This window comes from Alteromonas sp. M12, from assembly GCF_037478005.1.
In the GTDB taxonomy this organism is placed as follows: domain Bacteria; phylum Pseudomonadota; class Gammaproteobacteria; order Enterobacterales; family Alteromonadaceae; genus Aliiglaciecola; species Aliiglaciecola lipolytica_A.
Map to the genome: position 1 here is coordinate 1,790,666 of NZ_CP144164.1, position 22,318 is coordinate 1,812,983.

The window sequence follows — 22,318 nt, forward strand, 5'->3', positions numbered from 1 at the left end:
TGCAACAAGTTCCCGCATCGTTTAATATAAATACCCACTCAAAATACAATTAATATAACTGGAAAGCTTATATGCGACTAAGTCATTGCCATAACTTTCACGACTTCCGTACCTTAGCTAGAAAACGTTTGCCTGGGCCTATTTTTAATTATATTGACGGAGGGGCTGACGATGAGGTCACATTAAGACGTAATTCTGAAGCATTCAATCAATGTGATTTAGTACCTCGGGTACTTACTGGCGTAAAAGATATTGATTTACGGGTAGAGGTAATGGGACAAACACTTGAGTTACCAATTTATTGTTCACCTACTGCATTGCAAAGACTTTTTCATCATCAAGGAGAACGAGCTGTCGCGGCATCAGCGGCGAAATTTGGCACTATGTTTGGTGTATCTTCCTTGGGAACTGTCAGTATGGAAGAAATCGCAAAACAATATGATACACCGCAAATTTATCAATTTTATTTTCATAAAGATCGTGGTTTGAATAGAGCCATGATGGAACGCGCCAAAGCGTCTAAAATTGAAGTCATGATGTTAACCGTAGATTCTATAACCGGCGGTAATCGTGAACGAGATCTGCGTACCGGCTTTTCAATTCCATTCAAATTAAACTTGTCAGGCCTTTGGCAATTTGCCACTAAACCTATGTGGGGAATCAACTACCTCACTCATGAAAAGTTTTCATTACCACAATTGGACGAGCACGTTGATATGGGAGGAGGCGCAAGCTCCATCGGTGATTACTTTACCAATATGCTCGACCCTTCTATGAACTGGGATGATGTTGCTGAAATGGTGAAGTTCTGGGATGGCCAGTTTTGCTTAAAAGGTATTATGAGCGTTGAGGATGCCCTTAAAGCAGTGGATATTGGTTGTACAGGTATTGTTATTTCCAATCACGGAGGCCGTCAGCTCGATGGCTCACGCAGTTCATTTGATCATTTAGCTGAAATTGTAGAAGCAGTCGGCGATAAAATTGATGTCATGTTCGACAGTGGTGTGCAAAGAGGTACCCATGTACTCAAAGCGTTATCTTTAGGTGCCAAAGCCGTGGGTGTTGGACGTTTGTACTTGTATGCCCTTGCCGCTGCGGGACAAGGTGGTGTAGAGCGAGCTTTGCAATTAATGAAAGCGGAAATTGAACGAGACATGCGATTAATGGGGTGCAGTTCAGTGGCTGAACTATCAAAGCACAACTTACGTTTTCGTTAATATTTCATTAAATAATTGGCAAACATTCACACTAATCGATTAAATCCAAATTGGACGTTATTTTTTAGTGTGAATCTTCTTATCTTTCGTACTTCGTCAGATTAACGATGAATTATAGGCCTTGTTTTAAGGCTTGAATCGTTGCTAATTAGGAACCATAGGTGTTGCCGATATAGGACGCATTTTTCAGAATTTATGACTAAAATGACTTTCCACCTCAATAGCAAAATTTTTTCATCCAAGTTAATTTCAATTCTTTGATCATTATTTCCAATGACAGCTCAATAACGGCGAGGCTTACCGACATATGTCGATTATTTGATACACTGGTACTGTTTAAAAATTGATCTAAAAAATCGTTTTTGGTATTGCAATTGGTTTGTTTTTGCCTAAAATTTAAACAGTTGGGGCGTTGGAATGTTCCATCAATAAGTAGTGGTTTACCGTTTAAGATATAGGACGTCTTGTATTCCTTCCTGTTTTTATCTCGCAGTTGATAACGTGCAATAACGTAGCTGAAATGCACTTATAAAGCGCTCAATTTTAGAGATCGATCATTCTCAAATTGCAAATTTCTGAAACGTTTTGTAGCTCATAAATAAGAATTAGATATTTAAATATATCAGTTTGAATTGTGGCGTAAATGGCGTCCGGATTAATTGAGTGTTTTTGCCGATCATGTTTGCTTTGATGTATCGAAAAATGGTTGTCAGATAAGTCACTCAGATTAAAAGTAGGTTAATTGATAAATGGATGAGTCAATGTTTACGAGTGTACTGAAATGGCTGACTTTGCATCTGTAGCAGCAGTCGGAAGTAGTTTGGTTCGGTTTTTAACACACTGCTTTGATCAACAGCAACCTATCCCCGGTGGTTCGAGTACCACTGATACGACTGTTGTGCTCGCGAGAACTGAAGATTTAAATCTAGAAGATAACCCGCTTATCACACCACCTTGTCTCGCGCTGTTCTTATATCGAGTTGATTTCAATAGTACCAGTAGGGCTGCATATTCAGGAAAAGCAATGGCTAAAGGCAGAGCCTACTTGCCTCTTGAGTTTCACTTTTTGATGATTCCATGGGGAATTACAGCGGATCAAGAATATCGAATTCTTGGCAGAACCATGCAGTGTTTAGAAGATAATCCTTTGCTAACTGGGCCCATGCTTGACCCCGTCACGAATTGGGCGCCCAACGATAGTATACAAATTAGTTTAGAGGATTTGTCTACCGAAGACTTAATGCGAATTTTTGATTCACTTCCTGTGGACTATAAACTATGTGTGCCATATATGGCCAAAATGCTAGTTATGCACGGCCGCCGACAAGAGCCGCTACGAGAAGTTGGACTTGCGACTCAAAAGCTCACCAGTGAAGTGGTGCAGCCATGACAATCGCATTATTTAATTCAGCAATTGCTGTCAATAAACGGCTGTTACTCGGTATTTTGCCGGTCGATGCGCTAACCCGCGATGATTTACCCTTTGCGGTGAATATCGATGTGGAGCAACCCTCAGATACTCAATTATTAAGGCATCCATCTGGACGATTTTCATTGGCCTACCGCGCTGATTTGAGCAGCGCAATTCAAATTCGAATTTTTGATGCATATCGTCGCTATGTGCCCCGCAGATTATCAATATCAGTGTTAACCCTGCAACAAATTTTGGGCATAGAGTCGGCGCAGCCAGAAGATTATTTGCAGTCACGGCAGCGACGACCGGTAATGTACCCTGGCGCTGGATATCCAATCAATGGTCGTACTACTGGTTTACGGGGCAAAGTCATGTTTAATGATTCGCCCCTGCGATGGAGTATTATTGAGTTGCGTTCGCCGTTAGATTCAAACACGGTTTTAGCGCGAGCTAGGGGAGATGATCGCGGAGAGTTTTTAATACTTATTCCGCCCAATGCGGTGCCTGATGAAAGCCTTAATCAAAGGGTTTCATTTGAATTAATGGTTTACGCCAGAGTTACCCCTATTGCGCAGCCGGCTGCCAACAACCTAGACCCTTATTGGGATTTGCCTATTGAAGTCGTCACCGATCCACAAGCAAGTGATCCTGTTAGTTCGGGAGAAGTCATTCCTACTGACTACGTGGCGTCACAAAGTTCAGTGTCTATATCTTTTCAATTGAGTCAGATGTTGTCTAGTCATGACGTCAGCGACATTGTTTTCAATCCACCTTAAAGAACGCCTACATGTTCATTTAAGCGAAATTCTAAATTGTATAAACGAATTAATCATCGGATTAGCCGATAGTAAAGGAGCACAAGAGCCATGCCAGAATATCTAGCCCCAGGCGTCTTTGTAGAGGAAGTTAGCTTTCGATCAAAATCAATCGAAGGTGTACCAACCAGCACCACAGGTTTTGCCGGAATGGCGAAATGGGGGCCGGTTTGTTATCGAGAGCAAGGGATACAAGGACCAACAAGTTGCGAACCAAGACTGATAACTAGCTTTACTGAATTTGAACGAGTCTATGGCGCGTTAGAAAACATTCAAATAGATGACGGCGGTACAATTGCGCCACGATTGCCTTATCTTGCCCACAGTGCCAGAGCATTTTTTGAGAACGGCGGGAAGCGTTTGTACGTTTCTCGTGTTTTTGCAGCAAATACAGGGGCCGATTCAAGCGATTTTGATACTGCAGCAGATGCCTGGGGGATTGGCCGCGCGGCTGTTCCTATTAGCGGCAATTCTGATGCGATTTTACAGGCCAGATGGCCAGGTGAAATGGGCAATATGTTTGTCAAAGTATTGGTTACCCGAAGTAAAAATATCGCCTATGAAAATGATGATTTAGGTTTAGTACAAGTGCGAGGTGTACAAAATGGGGCGGTCGTCGAGGTAACCGCTGAGGCAGATTTACCCGCGCCTGTGAGTAATCAACCGCTGGATATAGATACGCTAAGGGTAGTCAGTATTGATTCTGACGGTCAACAAACTTTTATTTCTGCTGCTGATGGTAGCACTACGGCACTTGTCGATACTGACGTAGTGCAACTGATCCAATTACGTATTCAAGTGACCATTGGAAGTCAGATTAGTGAGTATGCTGAGCTTGCCACTGACCCGGCGCAAAAACGATACTTAGGGCGAATTTTTGATATTACAAATCCTGAAGATCCCAATTGCCCATTTTGGTTTAATTGGGAGCCTACCGCTGGTAATGAGATTGCAGCGGCCCAATTAGCCGCTGATCTCCGCGGTCCTGATGGCGCTGATGATATTTACGGCTATCGATTCGAAGGTGGTAATGATGGCGTGATGGTCAGTCCTGACGATTTAACCGGAAGTGCAGCGGATCCTGATGATGCTAGTCTTAAGGCAACCGGTTTAGAAGCGTTAGCCGAAGTGGAAGATATTGCCATTGTTGCCTTGCCTGACTCTGGGGATATGGGCTCACCTTTATTGAGTCGGGTTGCCGCGCAAAGTTTAGTGTCTCACGCAGAACGAGAGCGTTATCGAATTGCAGTTGTTGATGGACCCATCAATAGTTCATTAAACGAAATACGTGATTTTCGTGCGCAATTTGACAGTAAATATGCCGCTTTATATTACCCGTGGATCAATATCTTTGATCCCAATGAACGTTTTTCACAGGGTACCCCCCCTAGACAGATTGCATTGCCTCCTTGCGGATTTATAACTGGCATTTATGCCCGCAATGATATTGAACGAGGAGTGCATAAAGCACCTGCTAATGAAGTGATTCGTGGTTTGACTCGGTTCGAGTTGAATATTAACAAACCCCGTAACGAAGTAATTAATCCTGAAGGCATCAATGCTTTACGTTATTTCGAAGGGCGTGGCTTTAGAGTGTGGGGCGCGCGCACCATGAGCTCTGACCCTGAGTGGAAGTACGTCAATGTACGTCGCTTATTTATCTTCATTGAAAACTCAATTGATCAAAGCAGTCAATGGGCTGTGTTTGAGCCAAATAACCGGATTCTTTGGGACAACATTCGGCGCATGGTGGAAGATTTTCTGCTGGTTTTATGGCGCGATGGCGCGCTACTAGGAGCAAAACCAGAAGATGCATTTTTTGTTCGCTGTGACCGCACCACTATGACTCAAAACGATTTAGATAACGGTCGTTTGGTTTGTTTAATTGGGATTGCACCAGTAAAACCTGCGGAGTTTGTGATTTTCCGGATTGGACAATATACAGCTGATGCAAGCTAACTAATTTACAAGAGGACTATTGTTATGGCGACATTTAGAGAAGATCCCTACAGCGCCTTTAATTTTTTAGTATCACTCAATGATGGACAGGAATCCGAGTTAGTCGGTGGGTTTTCTGATGTCAGTGGTTTAGGGGTAGAGGTGAGTTATGCCGAGTACCGAAATGGTAATGAAAAAGTCAATACTGTGCGCAAAATTGCCAATACTTTCAAAGTGGATGACGTCACTTTAAAACGAGGCTTAATTGGTTCTACTTCCTTATGGGAATGGTTGAGTAATGTCAGCGCAGGAGCTCATGAACCGCGATTAGTGGTGATTACCCTATTGGATGAAGCAAGAGAAGCTGTAGCCAGTTGGGAGCTTCGCAAAGCTCAACCGAAAAAATGGACTGGACCCTCGTTGGCCGCTAAAGGGGGCGGAGAAGTGGCGATGGAAGAACTTAGCTTAGTCTGTGAAGGCTGTAAATACAGTTAATTGGTTGGTAATTTAGGAGCAATTCAATGGCGTTAGGCATGGTACTTGGTGCACCTAATATCATCTCCATAGCAGATCGAACTCAGCGTCAACTGGGTCAGGTAAAAATGGATGTGTGCGCTTTTGTGGGCGTTGCTCCTAAGGGACCGTCAAGGCGTCATCAAATTACTTCTGATGAAGAACTCGATTTGCAAAAAATTGCCAATAATTGGTTAGTTAGAGATAGAACCGTCGCTGTAAAAGTGAGTAGTTGGGAGCAGTTCAGACGTCTTTATGGCGGCTTTGAATCCCCAGCAAGATTGGTTTACGCAGTTGCAAATTTCTTCGAACAAGGTGGTCAAGAGGCCTACATCTGCCGGATTGTCCATGAATATGCAGACAACATCGTGAATGCTGATGCAGTGGCATCTTGCCAAATTCATAACCTGAGCGCTGATGGTTTAGCCATAGGTTTAAGTGCAAAGAACGAAGGTATTTGGGGAAATCAACTCAAGGCCGCGGCAGGCATTTCTTTTACTCCTATTGAGTTTTTAAGGGACATCAGTGACACCACTTCAGTGTGTTTTGCGGCAACTCAGGGGTTGGAAAGTGGATGTTTATTACGCTTGCTTAATGATGATGCTCATCATCCTGAGGAGCAATTCTCAGAATATCGCTTTATCAAGCAAATCAAATGGCAAGGCAATACCCTCGCTGCATCGGAATTTTGGAAACTGGATTTCAGTACTGCTCCGTTACCTAGTAAACCCACGAAAATTGAATGGGTAGAAGGTCAATTTAGTATTATTGATAGTGCAACAGGAATAACCGAAGAATTTATAAAACTAGCATTCAGCCCTAGTCATCCGCGTTTTCTAGGACGGGTTTTATTGACTGAGTCGAATTTAGTCGATCCGCAACTTGACTGGTTGTTAACTGAGCTTGTTCCAGTGACCTTGGATCCCTTTAGTCAAAACTTAGACTCGCTAAGCAGTGCGCAGCAACTAAGCGTCAATCCTTGTTTGTTTAGTGGTGGAGAAGATCGTTATCAGGATATAGATCACGCAGATTTCTTTGATACGAGTTGGGTGCCTGGCGATGAGCATTTTGGCAGCGGAGTACATTGTTTAGCGAACCTAGTTGATTGCTCACTATTGGCAGTACCAGATTTATATGCGCCTGAGTCTTTTGACAAGGTAGATCATAATCTTCAGCCTGAATTGTTGTCTGGCGCAGATTTCGCTCCTTGTTTTGAAGTGGAAACTGAGTTGCTGGAAGTTGACAAAGCGCTCCCTTCATTACCTAAATTACGCTTAGATCCGCAAGATCATCAAGACCGAGAACTCATAATAGCGCTGCAACAACAGCTCGTTTATTTCGCCAGTCAATTGAAAGAGTTTGTGGTGTTACTAGACGTACCACCAGAGCAGACACCGCAACAAATATTGCAGTGGCGGTCTAAGTTCAACTGTGAATATTGCGCCGCATATCATCCTTGGTTAAAAGTGAATCAATACAATCCCGATGGCCAAGTTGGCGGTACACCTAAGATTATTAATCCTTCTGCGGTGGCAGCTGGCGTTATCGCGGCAAGTGAATTACAGCATGGATTGACCCATGGTCCTGCGAATCGACTAGCTAAATCGGTATTTTCTTTACAAATTAACGTCTCCGAAGATTTTCATAATCAGTTGCATCCAATAGGTATCAACGTCTTTGTGCAGCAGCGCGACGGCATTTGGCTAAGTGGCGCAAGAACCATTAGTCAGCAGCGCCAATGGAGGCAACTCAGTGTGGTCAGACTAATGGTGATGTTGAAAAGGGTGCTGTTACAACAGATGCAGTGGGTGGTATTCGAACCCAATACCCCAGCGTTATGGCTAGATGTGAAGTTCAAACTAGAGAGTTTTTTGAAACAACTGTTTATTGCCGGCGCCTTTCAGGGGGCAGCTCCTGAGCAGGCCTATTTTGTACGTTGTGATGAAACCTTAAATAACGCTCAAATTATCGATTCGGGGAGGTTAGTTGCGCATATTGGAGTTGCTCCAGCAGAGCCCTTGGAATACATCGTTTTACAGTTTATCCGTGAAGCCGATGGGTCTTTGAGAATGGTGAGCAAATAATGGAAACACGATTTCTACTGTCAAATTTCAATTTTGAAATTAGCTTAATTAAAGCTGCAAATATTGAATCTGGGAGCAATCTTTCGCCAAGTGCAAATAGCAGCGGTAAAGATGTGTTGGGAGATGGAGGCTTCGCTGAATGCAGCGGTTTAGAAATACAAATGGACGTGCAACAGATTCAAGAAGGTGGACGAAATGATGGTGTAATCCAGCAAGTTGGTTACGCCAAATATCAAAATCTAGTGCTCAAAAGAGGCATGTTTTATAACAGCGATAACAAACTTGCCACAGATGTTTGGGAATGGATTCAATCGGTGGTGGGAGGTAGCCTGCCGGTTACTCGGTATGACGGCATTATTAAGGTCTATGGTCATCGAAAAAACACGTCCAAAGATGCGCCAATTATTGCTACTTGGGCTTTTGACCGGGCATTGCCCACTAAAGTCAGTGGCCCCAGTCTCAATGCAAAAAGCGGTGATGTTGCATTAGAGGAACTGCACTTAGCCCATGAAGGTTTACGGATGTTAATTGATTAGTGTTTTAAACATTGTGATAACAATATAAGGATTGTATTAGTGAGTAATTTAGTAAAAGCAACATTACAAAAGGTCTTGGCTGATGAAGCGGAAACCGAAGATGGTGAAGCTTTTCCTGTGCAATTTAATCCGTCCTCATTAAAAATACGCATTACCAATCAAATTGAAGGCGGTCGTTCAGCAGCCAAACAGGTGCGTCAACAAACGGGGAATAGCTCTCGTGTCCTTAGCATGGAACTTGTTTTTGATACTGCCGATGAAGGCAGTCAAAATGCGCCTGTTTCGGTGCGTCAAAAAACCAAACAATTAGAACAATTTATATCCACACCAGAAAACAATCCTGATCCGCCTCCTAAACTTAAATTCAGCTGGGGAGACCTTACCGTCGTTGGTATTGCTGACAGTATTGATGTCAGTCTGGAGCACTTTGCAGCTAACGGGTATCCGTTAAGAGCAAAGGTTAATTTAAGTATAAAAGAGCAAGACCCGACAATCGTTTTTAAGCCTGCAAATCGCGGTACTGGCAATGCAAAAAGTCCAGGAGCGAAGTCTGCATTACCAGGAGCTGGAACTAATTTAGGCTTCTCTGCAGGTGTGAGTATGGGGGCGGGATTAGGTGTCTCTGCAGGCATAGGTATTAGCGCTGGTATAGGTGTTAGTGCCGGTATCGGCTTATCCGCTGGAGCAAAAGTGGGTTTAGCGTTAGAGGGGGAAATGGGCGCTGAGTTCGCAGCCAGAATGGGAGTAGACCCAGCCGCATGGCGAGGCTTGGATACTGGCTCAAATGGAGGGGGAAATCTTGCCGCCGGCAGTCAGGTTGCGTTTAATTCAGCCTCAGATAGTAGTCCTGGTATCGGTGTTAGTAGTGGTGTAAATGCCGATTCAGATGTTAACCAAAAAGCATCTTCGGCTTTAAATTTGTCCAATTCCTCAGAGTCAGATATTGCCGGCTCTATGGTTTCTGCAAATAACAAAGGCGATGCTGATTCTGCGGGCAAAGCAATGTCTAGTCTCGGTGGTATTGGTGCAACGATTAATGCCGTTAAATTTCAAAAGAATCAACAGCAAACCCAAATGAGTGTGTCTGCATTTGGTATCAATAGCGATTTGTTCAGTTCTGTTAGTTTGGCCGATCGAGATCTCGCCATTGCAACTGATAACAATGCGTCTATTACCCGTACCCCTCTGGTTCGAGCACACAATACAGGTGTTACAAAAGCATCAGATGAATCTGCTGTTCTCTCAGAAGTTATCGATCAAAGAGCGATCACCTATGGTCAAGGCATTCCATTAGAGCCTTTATTTGGCGTGTCGCAAACTCAAAGCCTTATGAAAGTGTACACAGACCGTGATAGTTCCATTGCTCGCAATACGCGAGATGTCCCTTTTAGTTCTAACGCCTCGACTCCGGCTTGGGTGGCTTTACCTCACAAAGATACTCAGCGACAAGCAATTGATTCTGGGTCAAAGGGGAGTTCAAGTTCGGGCCAATCGAGTGCATGTCTATGTAATGGAGTAATGAAATGACCGCCTATATTGAGCGCATTGTAACTGAAGTGGTTGTTCAACCTGAGCGTGAGCAAGGTAAACAAGAAACGGATATGCGCTATCTAGAACAACAAAAAATAGAAGCAGCGATTAAACGTCAATTTAGTAAATCACAACGAACTAAAGCAGAAGGTTTGGATGACTGACTCGCTATTTTTTAACGCCAAACCAGCATTTAACGTGGATGGTGAAGACATCAATGAACTGATTCGAGATGTGGTGTACATGAGTGTAAAAGAGGGGCTAGACGGACTCAAAACCCTTGAAGCAAGGTTTACCGCAATTGGACCAATGGCAGGGCAAAGAGCAGAGAGTTTGTTGTATTTAGATGGACGTTATTTGGATTTCGGCAAACAGGTGAAAGTAGCCATTGGTGCAGGTAGCCGGCAGCGATTGATTTTTAATGGCTATATCAGTGCGTTGGAAATCCATTTTGAAGAAGGACAAGAGCCAGAATTTAGTTTTTGCGCGGAAGATAGATTGATGGATTTGCGTATGACTCGTATCTCAAAAACCTACGAAGAAATGAGTGATCAACAAATTGTCGAGGAAATCGCCAACCAACATGGTTTACAAATTGAGGTGGATGCGGATGGACCTACTTATAACCAAATTCAGCAGTGCAATATGAGCGATCTTGCATTTTTGCGGGAGCGCGCCCGTTTACTGCAAGCAGAAGTATGGGTAGATGCTGAAACCTTACATTTTAAAACGCGAGATAAGCGCAGTGGCACTAGTTTGACGTTAATTCGAGGCACAGATTTGATGCAGGTACGGGTAAGTGCAGATTTAGCCCATCAAAAAACAAAAGTGCACGTCGCTGGATATGACGCTACACAAAAACAACCCATCGATGAGTGGGTAGATGAAGATGCCATTAGCAGCGAAATCGGAGCAGGGCGTTCAGGTGTCAGTATCTTGAAAAATGCCTTTGGTGAACGGATTAGCAAACGCGTAATGGAAGTGCCCTTGCAAGCTGAAGAGGCTTCAGTTTGGGCGATAGCTGAGATGCAACGCAGGGCGCGGCAATTTGTAACTGTCAATGCCATATCGGTAGGTGTTGCAGATTTAGTAGTCGGTAGCTCTATTACTTTAGAGCAAATTGGAACACCGTTTTCTGGAGATGGTTATTACGTGACTAAGCTGGAGCAATTATTCACCTTGGCGGAGGGGCATCAAACTCATTTTGAAGCTCAACGAGCATATATTAATTAGCGAGATGGATTTATTTATACAATTTTCAATTGAGGATACAACATGCATTTAAGGAGTGGCAGATGACAAATCAATATGCGCCTGATGGCGGCAGACAACGCTATTTCGGTGTTTATCCGGCGATAGTGGTAAATCTTGTTGATCCTCAAAATTTGGGAAGAGTGTTAGTCAGTTTTCCTTGGTTGAGTGATTCAAATGTTGAAGCTTGGAGTACGTTGACTACACCTTATGCGGATGATGATCAAGGTTTACAAATTATGCCTGAAGTAGATTCTCAAGTGGTCGTTGCGTTTGAGGCAGGTAATTTACGTCGACCATATATTATCGGTTCTTGTTGGAACGGTGCGGCTGTGCCACCGGAACAAGCTGAAGATGCAAACAACATTCGTACTTTAAAAACCCGCTCGGGAAGTGAACTTAAATTTGATGATAGTCAAGGAGCAGCCAAAATTACATTAAAAACCGCAGGTGGGCATGAACTGATATTGGATGAGGCATCGAGTGCCATAACGTTGACACATTCAGGAGGTCATAAAATCGAATTTTCAGCGTCTGGTGCCATCGAAATTACCGCTAATTCTACGGTTGAATTGAACGCTGCGGCGTTTAACGTGCACGCACCAGTGGCTAATTTTGACGGTATTATCAATTGTACAACGCTCATCGCCAGTGCCGCTGTAGTGTCACCTTCTTATACTCCTGGGGTAGGTAACTTATGGTAACTCTGCCATGTTAAATACATCAGAGCATCCTTGGAAATTGGTTGGTCCGTGGTATCGTCCTTCTTCTTTAGGTGGTTACGCGGTCACCAAGACGGCTTTAAACCGCTTTTCTGCTCCTATTATTCAGAAATATGCGGATGCTAATTTTGCGAACAATCTTGTCAATGAACCGCAGCACTCATTGCGCTTTAATAGTGAAGACTTTGTTCAACCTTTTAGTGCTGATCCTAATCAGGTGATTACTCCCATAGAGCGCGCGCAGTCTCACACTCCTTTGAAACTTTACCTAGATACCCATAGCCGTTTTTATGTTGTGGTGTGTGAATTGCATTGTGATGTGGCTGGGTTCCCGCAAGTCGAGCGTAACAAAGTGTGTGAAGCAGGATTTGTGGTTCGTCGTCGTGTGCCAGTTATCACACCGGAACTAAAAGGCAAAGTTGAGACCTTATTACAGCAACGCAGCCAACTGCAAAATGACCTCAATAAAGTCAATATGCAAGTAAAAACAGCACAGTTGCAAGAATCTCAACAGAGCAGCGATATTAGTGGACTGTTAAAAACCAAAAGCGCGCGATTATTTTCTGGTTTGCAGTCTGGTACGGCTGAAAAACTCACTGAAAAGCTGCAAGACACCAATGGACAGTTAGACCAATTGAGCCAAAGCGGCGACATTAAAATTGAACTACAAGGTTGGAAGTCCAGTGATTTAAAAGGCGTGGGAAACTGGCTCCCAATTGAAGAAACACCTGAGCAGATTACAGAACAGGTAATTCCCATGTATCCGCTTATCGCTGATCCAACTAATCCTAATCACTCTGCCAATGGCAAAACCCTTTGGTTTGGCGTTATACCAACTAGTTTAGCTGATGTTGATAGCAACAATAATCCAAGGTTTGATGACGCTGATCTATATGAAATACGTTGTTTTGTGCGTCGACACCATAGTCAATTCCCCATTCAGAAAAACCACACTGACTGTTGCGGTGATGTAATTTGGAGTGAAGCAACCGAAGGTTATAAAATTGCTGCTCATTTTGATCTAGATGGCACTAGCCATCGACCGGTAAATATCAAATTACCTGACTTACCGGCTATTCGTAATCAAGTCAATAATGCCCCTGCAGGGCGAGGAGCAAGTGCTCGGATTATAGCTCCAGCGGAGTCGTCCCTTAACTTTGCCACTGATAGTATGGATATGCCCCAAGGCGGAGAGCCGTTAACTCGCGCGGGTCAGCAAATCTGTTTCTTCTCGATTTTTCTTTTTTTCATTGTTGCGATGTTTTTATTCCGTCTGTTTTTACCTATTTTGCTATTCATTTTCAATTTATGGTTTTTGCTAAAACTAAAATTTTGTATTCCACCCTCATTTCAGTTTGATGCGGGCTTGGTGGGCAGCTTGAATTTTGACGGTTCTTTTGGCGCAGATTTTAATGCCTCGATTGATGCTCATGTCGAACTGATGACCGAATTTACGGCTGATTTAGCGGTTCAGGTGGCCATTGAAGGTCCCGATTTGGAAGCTAAATTTAATCAACCGAATTTCAGTATCACTGTAAATAAAGGAAAAGATAACGAAAAAACCTACGTGGATGAAGGGGTTTTGGCTAACGACTTAGGATTAATGATAGCCAACGGCATCAATGCCAGTGACGACATGCGAGCTGACATCAAAAATGGTGGCGATAGCCCAGGTTTAAGCAGTCTCAGTTTGAATGAACTGGCGGGCATTTTTATCGCTATGCAAACGGAGTATCAAGACGTAAAACACCCTGAATTAGCGGGGATACTGCCCACTCCTGATAGTGGCTTAGTGTACTTTGAAAAAGTTGAATTGAACAAGGAGGCTGCATGACCCAGTCGTCCCCACTGAAGGCATTTTTAGGCAAGGGCTGGGCATTTCCAGTCCAACCTAGCCAAGCAGATAAAACTATCGCTTATGTTGAAGGTGCTGAAAAAGTGCGACAGTCAATTTGGATGATTTTGCAGACTGAGCCTATGGAGCGAATTATGCGACCTAATTTTGGCTGTGGTTTACGACGTTACTTAATGCAACCGAATAATTCTGCTACTTGGTCTGGGATACAGCGGGATATTGAACGAGCTCTTAGCCGTTGGGAACCAAGAATAAAGCTCGAAGAAGTCAAAGTGAATGGTGGCGAAGATCCCTCTGTCGCAATGATCAGCATTCGATATTCTCATGTTCAGGACGGAAGTCGTGAAAATCTTGTATTTCCCTTTTATCTGGAGTAGCTAAGGATGAGCCTAAATAAACCGATTTTAGACGACCGATCATATCAGCAAATCCGTGATGAATTGATAGCACGTATCCCGGTCTACGCGCCCGAATGGACGGATCATAACCCTAGCGATCCAGGGATTGCTCTGATCGAATTATTCTCTTATTTGACTGAAAATCTGCTCTATCGTTTTAATCAAATACCCGATTCCACCAAAATGGAATTTTTGCGACTGTTACAAATTCCATTAAAAAGTGCGTATCCAGCCACCGCAATGCTGTCTTTATCAACAAAAGAACCGCAAGGTGTTGCTGCCAAGCTAGCGAGTCAAGCTAGCGCTGGTGATCTGAAATTTACCACCTTGCAAGAAGTACATGTTTTACCGGTATCTGCCCTAGGTGTGCTCAAGGTAATCGATCAAGTTCCTGATGAAGATAGCGAAGAAGGTATTTTCTATCAACAGGCAGCGGCAAGTGTTGATGCAAGTGCAACCCAGCCCTATCACACCGAAACGATTTGGCAGGATGAGCCTGGACTTTCCAGGGATATGAATAGCTCAGTTGATGGGATTTTGTGGGTGGCCATATTGGCAGAAAAAGCCACAGAAACAGAATTGATTAAACAAAATTTATTGGCGCATCCCAAAGCGCCTCTTTTACTCAATATCGGTTTCATTCCTGAGATTAGATTAGAGGACGATCTTGATCACCATAGTGCCGATTTTGCACTACGTTTTCGTTGTCCTGGCGAAGGGATGCAAGCTACGGGGAGTCCGGTTAGTTGGCAAATATCTACGGGACGAATTAATAGTCAAAATAAACCTATCTATTATCCGTTGCAGATACAAGGAGATACCACCAACGGATTAGAAAAAGAAGGCGTCGTTCGTTTGCAAATGCCCACTGAACAGCAAAATATGTCGGTGTATCAACTCGATGATGTCAACATGCAGGGCGTTGGCGATTTCCCCCCCATTTTGGATGACGATACACAATCTCGGGTTATTTGTTGGTTGCGTGCTTTTCGCAATGATGACACTGCCATTGGTAAAATTACCTTTATTGGCGCTAATACCACATTGGCTGAACAAGCGGTTCAAGGGAAGTCTGAATTTATTGGCACCGGAAACGGCCAACCTAATCAAGTTTATGCACTAAATCATCAACAGGTATTGGCCAACTCAGTTAGATTGCAAGTTGAAGAGCCCCAAGGCTGGACCGACTGGCACGAAGTTGAAGGCTTTTATGCAAGCACTGAAAGTGATCGGCATTTTATGCTGGATAAGCAAGGTGGACAAATCCGTTTTGGCACAGGTATTAACGGAGCCGTTGTGCAAATAGGTCAGCGGGTAAGAGTGATTCAATATCGTTACGGAGGTGGCAGAGTAGGTAATGTGGCGGCCGCAGCAATTAACAAACTTGTTGCTAATCCGCTAGTTAAAGTGAGTAATCCCCTTAATGCTTATGGCGGTACAGATGCAGAAACCTTGGAAGCCGCTTTAGAGCGGATCCCCAGTGAGCTGCGCAGACGCAATCGAGCTGTCACCCGTTCAGATTTTAAAGAATTAGCGCTGCAGGCACCTGGTGCGGATTTGGCTCGTGCTGAAGTTTTACCCCGTTATCATCCTCAACTACCACAATTAGAATCTGCCGGTGTTGTTAGTGTGGTGGTGTGGCCAAAAGAAGATAAACACAATCCTAATGCGCCACTTCCTAACAAGAATCAGCTTCGTAGTGTCTGTCGATTTTTAGATGCGAGACGTTTAATCACCACGGAAATATATGTGTTGCCGCCTAAGTATGTGCCGGTTGCCATTGCTGTGGGAGTCAAAGTGAAAAATGGCTTCGGTATTGATGCCGTTCGCCATTGGGTGGAACTGGCATTGCGTCAATTTCTAGCCCCCTTACCCCCTTATGGACCAGGCGGGCATGGTTGGCCGCTGGGACGTCGAGTGCATAACGCTGAATTGGAAGCCGCAGCCCATCAAGTCGAAGGGGTCGAATATTTAGAAGGTTTGGAATTGGTTGGGTGGGATTCTGCAGGCAATGAAATTCCGAATACTGTTACGCTGCAAAAGAATGAGGTACCGGAATTAATTGCTATCACTGTTGAAAACGGCCCCATTACGCTCAGCCCTGGAGAGATTATATCGCCCACTGAATCTGATGCCATAGCTGTGCCTGTGCCAGTGATTAAGGAAGTGTGCTGATGTCTCAGTTTGCCATGATTGCCGGTGTTGATCAGTGGATGCGTGTCGCTCACGAAAATACCAGTGTGGATATACAACAACAAATCGTTCAGTTGGCCTGGCATCATCAACACTTGCACGATTCCCATGCTTTTAAAGTGAAACCCGCAGGTCTGACGTTTGACCCTTGGTGTCGTCTTTATCATTCGGTTCCTGAAGACAATGGGATTAATAAATTATTATGGACTGAAAAGCGCCAGCCAAGTTTGGCTAAATCTCTGTTTCATAGATCGCAACAGGTTTATGGTGAATTTGTTGGTCAGCAAGTGCAATCTGATTTAAGTCTTCCTATCGGTCTTGCTGTGGATAAAAAAGGACGACTATTTATTGCTGATAGCGGCAATCAGCGGATCTTAATATTTGATCTAATTGACAATACATTATTGCGCAGTGTTCATCTCGACGGCACCCCCAGTGTCATTCGTGGTGACGGCCAACAAGTATTTGTTGTTGTGTCGCCTGTGACACCCCCGGATATGGGCAATCAGCTCAATCAATCTACTAGCTTAGTCAGATTTGACGCCACTAGTATGCCAATTGAAATGGATCTTAAGTTTCCCAATGATGTCAGTGATTTAGCTATCAATAGTGTGACAGTCGATACAGATGGCCGCATCTTCGTATTATTAGGCGCAGGCGAGGAGTCTGCGGTGCTATGGGCGATAGATGGCGAAAATGAATTAATTGACGTCCCATTTGCCAGTGATATTTTAGCTACTGACGATAATATGATTGTTGTGTCTGGCGCGCCAAATGCTGATTTTCAGCGGTTTAGAATCACTCCCAACAGTATTGCGCAAATGCCTCACCTGCAAGCTCCTTATTATGACGGACGGGGCATTGCATTAGACCCCTTTGGCAAAGTGGTTTATTGGTCTGCTAAAGGGTTGATGTATGCAACTGTGGCCAAAACTCAATATAGCAGCCAAGGTCGCATAGTGTGTTTTAGGCTCGATAATAATGAAATGCAGCGTCGCTGGGGTAGGATATTCATTGATGCCTGTTTGCCAGTTGGGACCTCTATAAAACTGGGTTACATTGTTAGTGATGAACATTTAAATGGTCCCCAAGTAGACGCCACTGCACCACAAAATATTGGAGAGTATGAATTAACCAGACCTGATCTAACGCCGCCGCTGCCATCTAAATTAGCGGTAAATGAAGTGTTAGTTAGTCAAAAATTGCATAGACGTAGTCAAAACCGAGAATTACCTTGGTCGTTTAGCGACGAACCTTGGCGGACCTATGAAGCACCGGTTAATGCGCCGCCAGGGCGCTATCTTTGGTTAGTCATCGATCTCTTTGGAAAATCACATGCATCACCTAAGATCAAAAATATTCGGGTGGAATATCCTGCGCTGGATTTATTACGACGTTTACCCCGTGTTTTTTCAGAGCAAGGGGCTGCAAGTGACTTTTTACATCGATATTTAACCTTATTAAACACTAATTTTGATGAACTTGAACAACGTTCGGATACGCGCCATTGTTTACTCGATCCACTTTGCTCACCAATATCTGTATTGCCTTGGCTTAGCAGTTTACTTGGAATAGAGCTTGACAATCGTTGGCCTGAAACAACCCAAAGACAGATCATTAAACACGCAATGTGGCTATTTAAATATCGCGGTACTGTCGCTGGATTAAAGCGTTTTATCGAAATTTATTTACAGCGTGATATCACCATTATTGAGCATTATCAGGTGCGCGGTTTAGGTGGTGCATTTGTCGGTGAAGATGATTCCCTAGCGGCAAACTCGATTCTTGGCGCGGGCTTTCGGATTGGCGGAAAATTAGGGGAGGCTGATACTACCAGTGTTATCAATGAACAAGATTCGAATGCAGCAGATGTACAATCGTCCTTTAGCTATTCTGATGCAATAGCACTGCACGCCCATAAATTCAGCGTCATTGTGCCGCTAATTCTAGATGAAGAAAAGCGTGCTGTAATTGAACATATTTTAGAGGTTCATCGTCCAGCGCATACGGTTTTCGATATATGTTCCGTTGACTCAGGTATGAGGGTGGGAACTGGCTTGCATTTAGGTATGTCTTCGGTGGTTGGTCAAAGTTCAGGATTTGGACAATTGCAAATTGGCAAATCGATTCTGGGTACAACTGATGTGTTGGGGCAGGCCAAATCTGGAACCATAATCGGTAATAGTCAAGTGGGTTTTGACTCGAGGGTTGGCTGATGGACATTCAAATCAATCAAGTATTGCGTCGTTATCAGTTAAGCGCCTCTCAACGCACTTACAAGGCGAGATTAGATTACCTCACCGAACAATTATTACGTGAGTACGTTGATTTGGCGTTATTGCACAGTGGATATTCACAAAGAGATATAATCTGTATTCGCAATTGGTATCTGCCCATCGATTTTGATAACAGCAAAACTGATGTTGAGATATTTGAATGTTGGCTAATCGAGCTTGAATCATCTTTACAGAAGTTATTTGCAACTGCTGACGCTAAAAAATGGATTCATTATCGCTCAAAAGTTGAAGCCCTTAAATCCGTTGCTATTGATTTGGCAGCGCAACAACTTAGTCATGTTTGGGCATGGCATCAAATGGGGATTGTCTCTCAATCTAGCCTAAACCTGCAAGAAGCGAAATCACAATGGCTGGCCTATCTAATTAGGCAACCAACTCTGCTCAAAGCGGTGTTAATTGGACTCGCTGTTGAGGGCCGACTAGAGATTTTAATTGCACGAAGAATTATTGAGTTTGATGATGCCCTGAAACTGATTGATGGATTGTTAGAATTTACGCCAAATTGGGTGTCTATTACAGCGCATATCAACACCCATGTAGAGATTAATTGGTCAGGCCTTGTTGTTACCTTTCGCCGCTATTTGGCGTCACAGAGTAATCGTCGTATTGATGAAATTACACTGTTGCCTGAATGGATCAAAGGTTACTTAAGCATGCAGTTAAATAACGGACATTCAGGAATTGACCTTAATAAAATAACAAAACTGAATGTGGATGATATTAAGTGTTTACTATTTTCCGGCGTTTTATCGGAATGGTCGGGTAGTGGTGTTCGTAAGGTTATTTCCAATAATCAGAGTTTAACTGCCTACGTGATGCAATTAGTTGAGGAAATTAAAACGGTGGCTGGAGTCGTTTCCACCGCATTTCCTTTCAACCACCAACATAACCAACCAAATAGCCTGCAAGCGACTAGACAGCAGAATGACAATAATTTCACTGTTTTTCGTCAGGCAGAACCTATTTCCGTGCTAAGTGCAGAAAAAGTGGCGCTGTTAAGCAGCTTTGCTGGAATTTTGTATGTATTGAATATTCTTAAACAGCCAAAATGGCAACAACAATTAGCCACTTTAGTGGATAAACCTTACCCACTTATTCAGCAATTAAACCTATTGGGCCAATATCTACAGCCACAAGGGACATTCGATCCTGCGCTTAACGTATTCAGTGGTGAATTAATGGTGTTTGAGCCTACTCTAGATGATGATTGTGCTATCAGCACTGAGGATAAGGCTGACTATCAAATCTTTGCCGAGAAAATTAAATTAGCAATATACACAAGCTTAACTAAACCTTTGAACAACAACGTGAGCAAGACATTTGACTGGTTATGTCAGCGTAATGCACGGATAGAGTATCAAGCCGGTTGGGTAAACATTGTATTTGAAATGGATGCGATTGATACGCAAATCCGTGCTGCAGGTTTAGATTTGAATCCTGATTATGTGCCATGGTTAGGTTACGTAGTGAAGTTTTATTATGAATGACTCATTACATTATTTAGCGGGCGTCGCTAAGCAACCTGTTCCTTTATTTGATTCTGTTCTTGGTACTGAGCCATCGGCCGAGTGCAGAGGCCCTGTGCTAGAACAAGTAGTATTTCTCACCAATAACTTAATTCAGTTGTTAGAGGTGAATTTTAGTAAAGATGATACCTACATTCAATCTGGAGTGGACTTTTTGCATAGCTATTTGCAGTCCATCGACGATTACAAAAAAAGCGTGCAACAAGCTCACTCAAATGCATCTGAAACAACTTCCGCACAAAGTGCTTTGTCTCGTCTAGTCCTTGGCTTGAATCTTTCGCAATTGGAAATACAGTTGTTAGTACTAGGTGGAATGGCACAAGAACATGAAGGTTTTGCAAATCTGTTTTGTTCTTTACACCCGCGGCAACAGCCTTATCCCACAGCTGCACTGTTAGCAAAATTGGTGTGCACTGATCAGCCACTCCGAGAATCTTTGTGTAATTGTTTAAATGAGTCGGTTTTGTTCGACCTTGGGATTGTGGAAATAGCAGATCAAGCGCCAATTTTCACCCAATCAATTATGGTTAACGCCAATACTTGGTATGCAATAAATACCGGAAAGTCTTGCTTTTTACAGACGCCTGCTTTGAATATCCAGAGTTGTTTCCTGGGATTGTCTAAGTGGTTACAAACGGCGATTGTTGAAGATGCAAAGCTGTGTATTTCGAACTCACTTGAATCCCATATTATGATTCAAGATATGGATAATTTAGTCAGTTTGAACCGCGCATTAGCATTACTAGAAGAAACAAAGCGTAAATCCGTAGTGGTGCAACTTAACGACCAATTTAGCCAGCAAGAATATAAACAATTGGCATGTCATTGTGTATTGTCTGCTGCTGTCCCTATTTTACTTTACGACAGTCAACGCAGCACCACCGCATTGCATTTAGGTGTGCTCAATCAATTTTGTCCTTGTGTGATCATTTGCGCAACTAGCAATATCAATATCATCGAATCTGGCTGTATTAAACTAGATCTTCCCGTGCAACGCCTTGAACACAACGAACTTTTGCTTATGTGGCAGACGTTGTTACCCGAGTTTGCATCTGACGCTGGACAGCTTGCCTCTTGGTTTCCACTTGATCCTTATCACGCAATGCAGCGGGTCAAAAGTTGGCGTTCATTACATCAATCAACACAAAAAAAACACTCACTGAGCGACATTAGTCATGCATTTAAGCAGTATTCTGGCGCGCTGTTACCGCAAGGAATTAAACGAGTGACGCCGAGGTTAGGATGGTCAGATTTAGTGTTACCAGAGACTAAATTACAGCAGCTTCGAGAAGCCATTGGTCGTTTGAAATTACAATACAAGGTGTTAGATGAATGGCAGTTTTTGCAAAACCGAAGAGGAGCTAAAGGAGTACGGATGCTTTTTTCTGGTGTCCCCGGTACTGGAAAAACCCTATCTGCTGAAGTATTGGCAAATGAACTGCAGGTTGATTTGCTGGTTGTCGATTTGGCAGCCGTGGTCTCTAAGTGGATTGGAGAAACCGAAAAAAACTTGGCAAAAGTCTTTAGTTTTGCCGAGCAGTCTCAGGCGGTTTTATTGTTTGATGAGGCGGATGCCATTTTTGGCAGACGAACAGAGGTAACAGATTCCCACGACCGATATGCAAATCTTGAAACGGCTTATTTGTTAACCCGTTTAGAGGCGTATGACGGGATGACAATTTTAGCCACGAATTTTAGAAATAACATCGATGTGGCGTTCATTCGTCGACTTGATTTTATCGTGGATTTTCGTGAGCCCAATGTGACCGATAGGGAACACTTATGGCGTTGTCATGTTCCACAAACTGCGCCCTTAAACGCAGATGTGAATTTTACTCAACTGGCCTCTTTATTTCCGTTGGTCGGTGGAGAAATTAGAAATGCTGCCGTTGCTGCTGCTTTTTCTGCAGCGCAACAGCAACAAGATATACAACAAGAGCACTTCATTATGGCTGTTCGCAAAGAGTTTGAAAAAACCGGCAAGGCCTTCAGAGAAGTGAACCCATCATAAGGATTATTGGAGAAATAT

17 protein-coding genes are annotated in these 22,318 nt (G+C 43.4%); all 17 read left to right on the top strand.

The window, feature by feature from the left end:
* Window positions 1-71: 71 nt before the first annotated feature.
* The gene (locus VUI23_RS07720; protein ID WP_342807628.1) at window positions 72-1,217 is read left to right on the top strand and encodes an alpha-hydroxy acid oxidase; all 1,146 of its coding nucleotides are present in this window, start codon (window positions 72-74) and stop codon (window positions 1,215-1,217) included.
* A 781-nt stretch (window positions 1,218-1,998) separates the two neighbouring features.
* Window positions 1,999-2,607, top strand: a complete 609-nt coding sequence (locus VUI23_RS07725) for a DUF4255 domain-containing protein (RefSeq protein ID WP_342807630.1) — start codon at window positions 1,999-2,001, stop codon at window positions 2,605-2,607.
* Window positions 2,604-3,407, top strand: coding sequence for a hypothetical protein (locus tag VUI23_RS07730; RefSeq protein WP_342807632.1), 804 nt, complete (start codon window positions 2,604-2,606; stop codon window positions 3,405-3,407). The genes VUI23_RS07725 and VUI23_RS07730 overlap by 4 nt, the downstream gene beginning before the upstream one ends.
* A gap of 90 nt (window positions 3,408-3,497) precedes the next feature.
* A complete protein-coding gene (locus VUI23_RS07735; protein ID WP_342807634.1) occupies window positions 3,498-5,405 on the top strand; it encodes a phage tail sheath subtilisin-like domain-containing protein in 1,908 nt (635 codons plus the stop codon).
* Between the two features lie 24 nt (window positions 5,406-5,429).
* A complete protein-coding gene (locus tag VUI23_RS07740) occupies window positions 5,430-5,879 on the top strand; it encodes a phage tail protein (protein WP_216046997.1) in 450 nt (149 codons plus the stop codon).
* A gap of 26 nt (window positions 5,880-5,905) precedes the next feature.
* Entirely contained in the window at window positions 5,906-7,981 is a 2,076-nt protein-coding gene (locus VUI23_RS07745) for a phage tail sheath C-terminal domain-containing protein (protein WP_342807636.1), read from the top strand.
* Entirely contained in the window at window positions 7,981-8,517 is a 537-nt protein-coding gene (locus VUI23_RS07750; RefSeq protein WP_303499735.1) for a phage tail protein, read from the top strand. Before VUI23_RS07745 ends, VUI23_RS07750 begins: the two co-directional genes overlap by 1 nt.
* 39 nt (window positions 8,518-8,556) lie before the next feature.
* Window positions 8,557-10,044 carry a hypothetical protein gene (locus tag VUI23_RS07755; RefSeq protein WP_342807638.1) on the top strand — a complete coding sequence of 496 codons (1,488 nt, stop codon included), beginning with the start codon at window positions 8,557-8,559 and terminating at the stop codon, window positions 10,042-10,044.
* Entirely contained in the window at window positions 10,041-10,211 is a 171-nt protein-coding gene (locus VUI23_RS07760) for a hypothetical protein (RefSeq protein WP_216046993.1), read from the top strand. The genes VUI23_RS07755 and VUI23_RS07760 overlap by 4 nt, the downstream gene beginning before the upstream one ends.
* Window positions 10,204-11,280, top strand: coding sequence for a contractile injection system protein, VgrG/Pvc8 family (locus VUI23_RS07765; RefSeq protein WP_342807640.1), 1,077 nt, complete (start codon window positions 10,204-10,206; stop codon window positions 11,278-11,280). The genes VUI23_RS07760 and VUI23_RS07765 overlap by 8 nt, the downstream gene beginning before the upstream one ends.
* A gap of 62 nt (window positions 11,281-11,342) precedes the next feature.
* A complete protein-coding gene (locus tag VUI23_RS07770) occupies window positions 11,343-12,002 on the top strand; it encodes a phage baseplate assembly protein V (protein ID WP_216046991.1) in 660 nt (219 codons plus the stop codon).
* Window positions 12,003-12,009: 7 nt separating this feature from the next.
* Entirely contained in the window at window positions 12,010-13,854 is a 1,845-nt protein-coding gene (locus tag VUI23_RS07775; RefSeq protein ID WP_342807642.1) for a hypothetical protein, read from the top strand.
* Window positions 13,851-14,252 (top strand): GPW/gp25 family protein, encoded by a 402-nt coding sequence (locus tag VUI23_RS07780; RefSeq protein WP_216046989.1) that lies wholly within the window; start codon window positions 13,851-13,853, stop codon window positions 14,250-14,252. The genes VUI23_RS07775 and VUI23_RS07780 overlap by 4 nt, the downstream gene beginning before the upstream one ends.
* 6 nt (window positions 14,253-14,258) lie before the next feature.
* Window positions 14,259-16,448 (top strand): putative baseplate assembly protein, encoded by a 2,190-nt coding sequence (locus VUI23_RS07785; protein WP_342807644.1) that lies wholly within the window; start codon window positions 14,259-14,261, stop codon window positions 16,446-16,448.
* On the top strand, window positions 16,448-18,682 hold the full coding sequence (locus VUI23_RS07790) for a phage tail protein (RefSeq protein WP_342807646.1): 2,235 nt from the start codon (window positions 16,448-16,450) through the stop codon (window positions 18,680-18,682). The genes VUI23_RS07785 and VUI23_RS07790 overlap by 1 nt, the downstream gene beginning before the upstream one ends.
* Window positions 18,682-20,250 carry a hypothetical protein gene (locus VUI23_RS07795; RefSeq protein WP_342807648.1) on the top strand — a complete coding sequence of 523 codons (1,569 nt, stop codon included), beginning with the start codon at window positions 18,682-18,684 and terminating at the stop codon, window positions 20,248-20,250. The genes VUI23_RS07790 and VUI23_RS07795 overlap by 1 nt, the downstream gene beginning before the upstream one ends.
* A complete protein-coding gene (locus VUI23_RS07800; RefSeq protein ID WP_342807650.1) occupies window positions 20,243-22,300 on the top strand; it encodes an ATP-binding protein in 2,058 nt (685 codons plus the stop codon). Before VUI23_RS07795 ends, VUI23_RS07800 begins: the two co-directional genes overlap by 8 nt.
* Window positions 22,301-22,318: the final 18 nt, after the last annotated feature.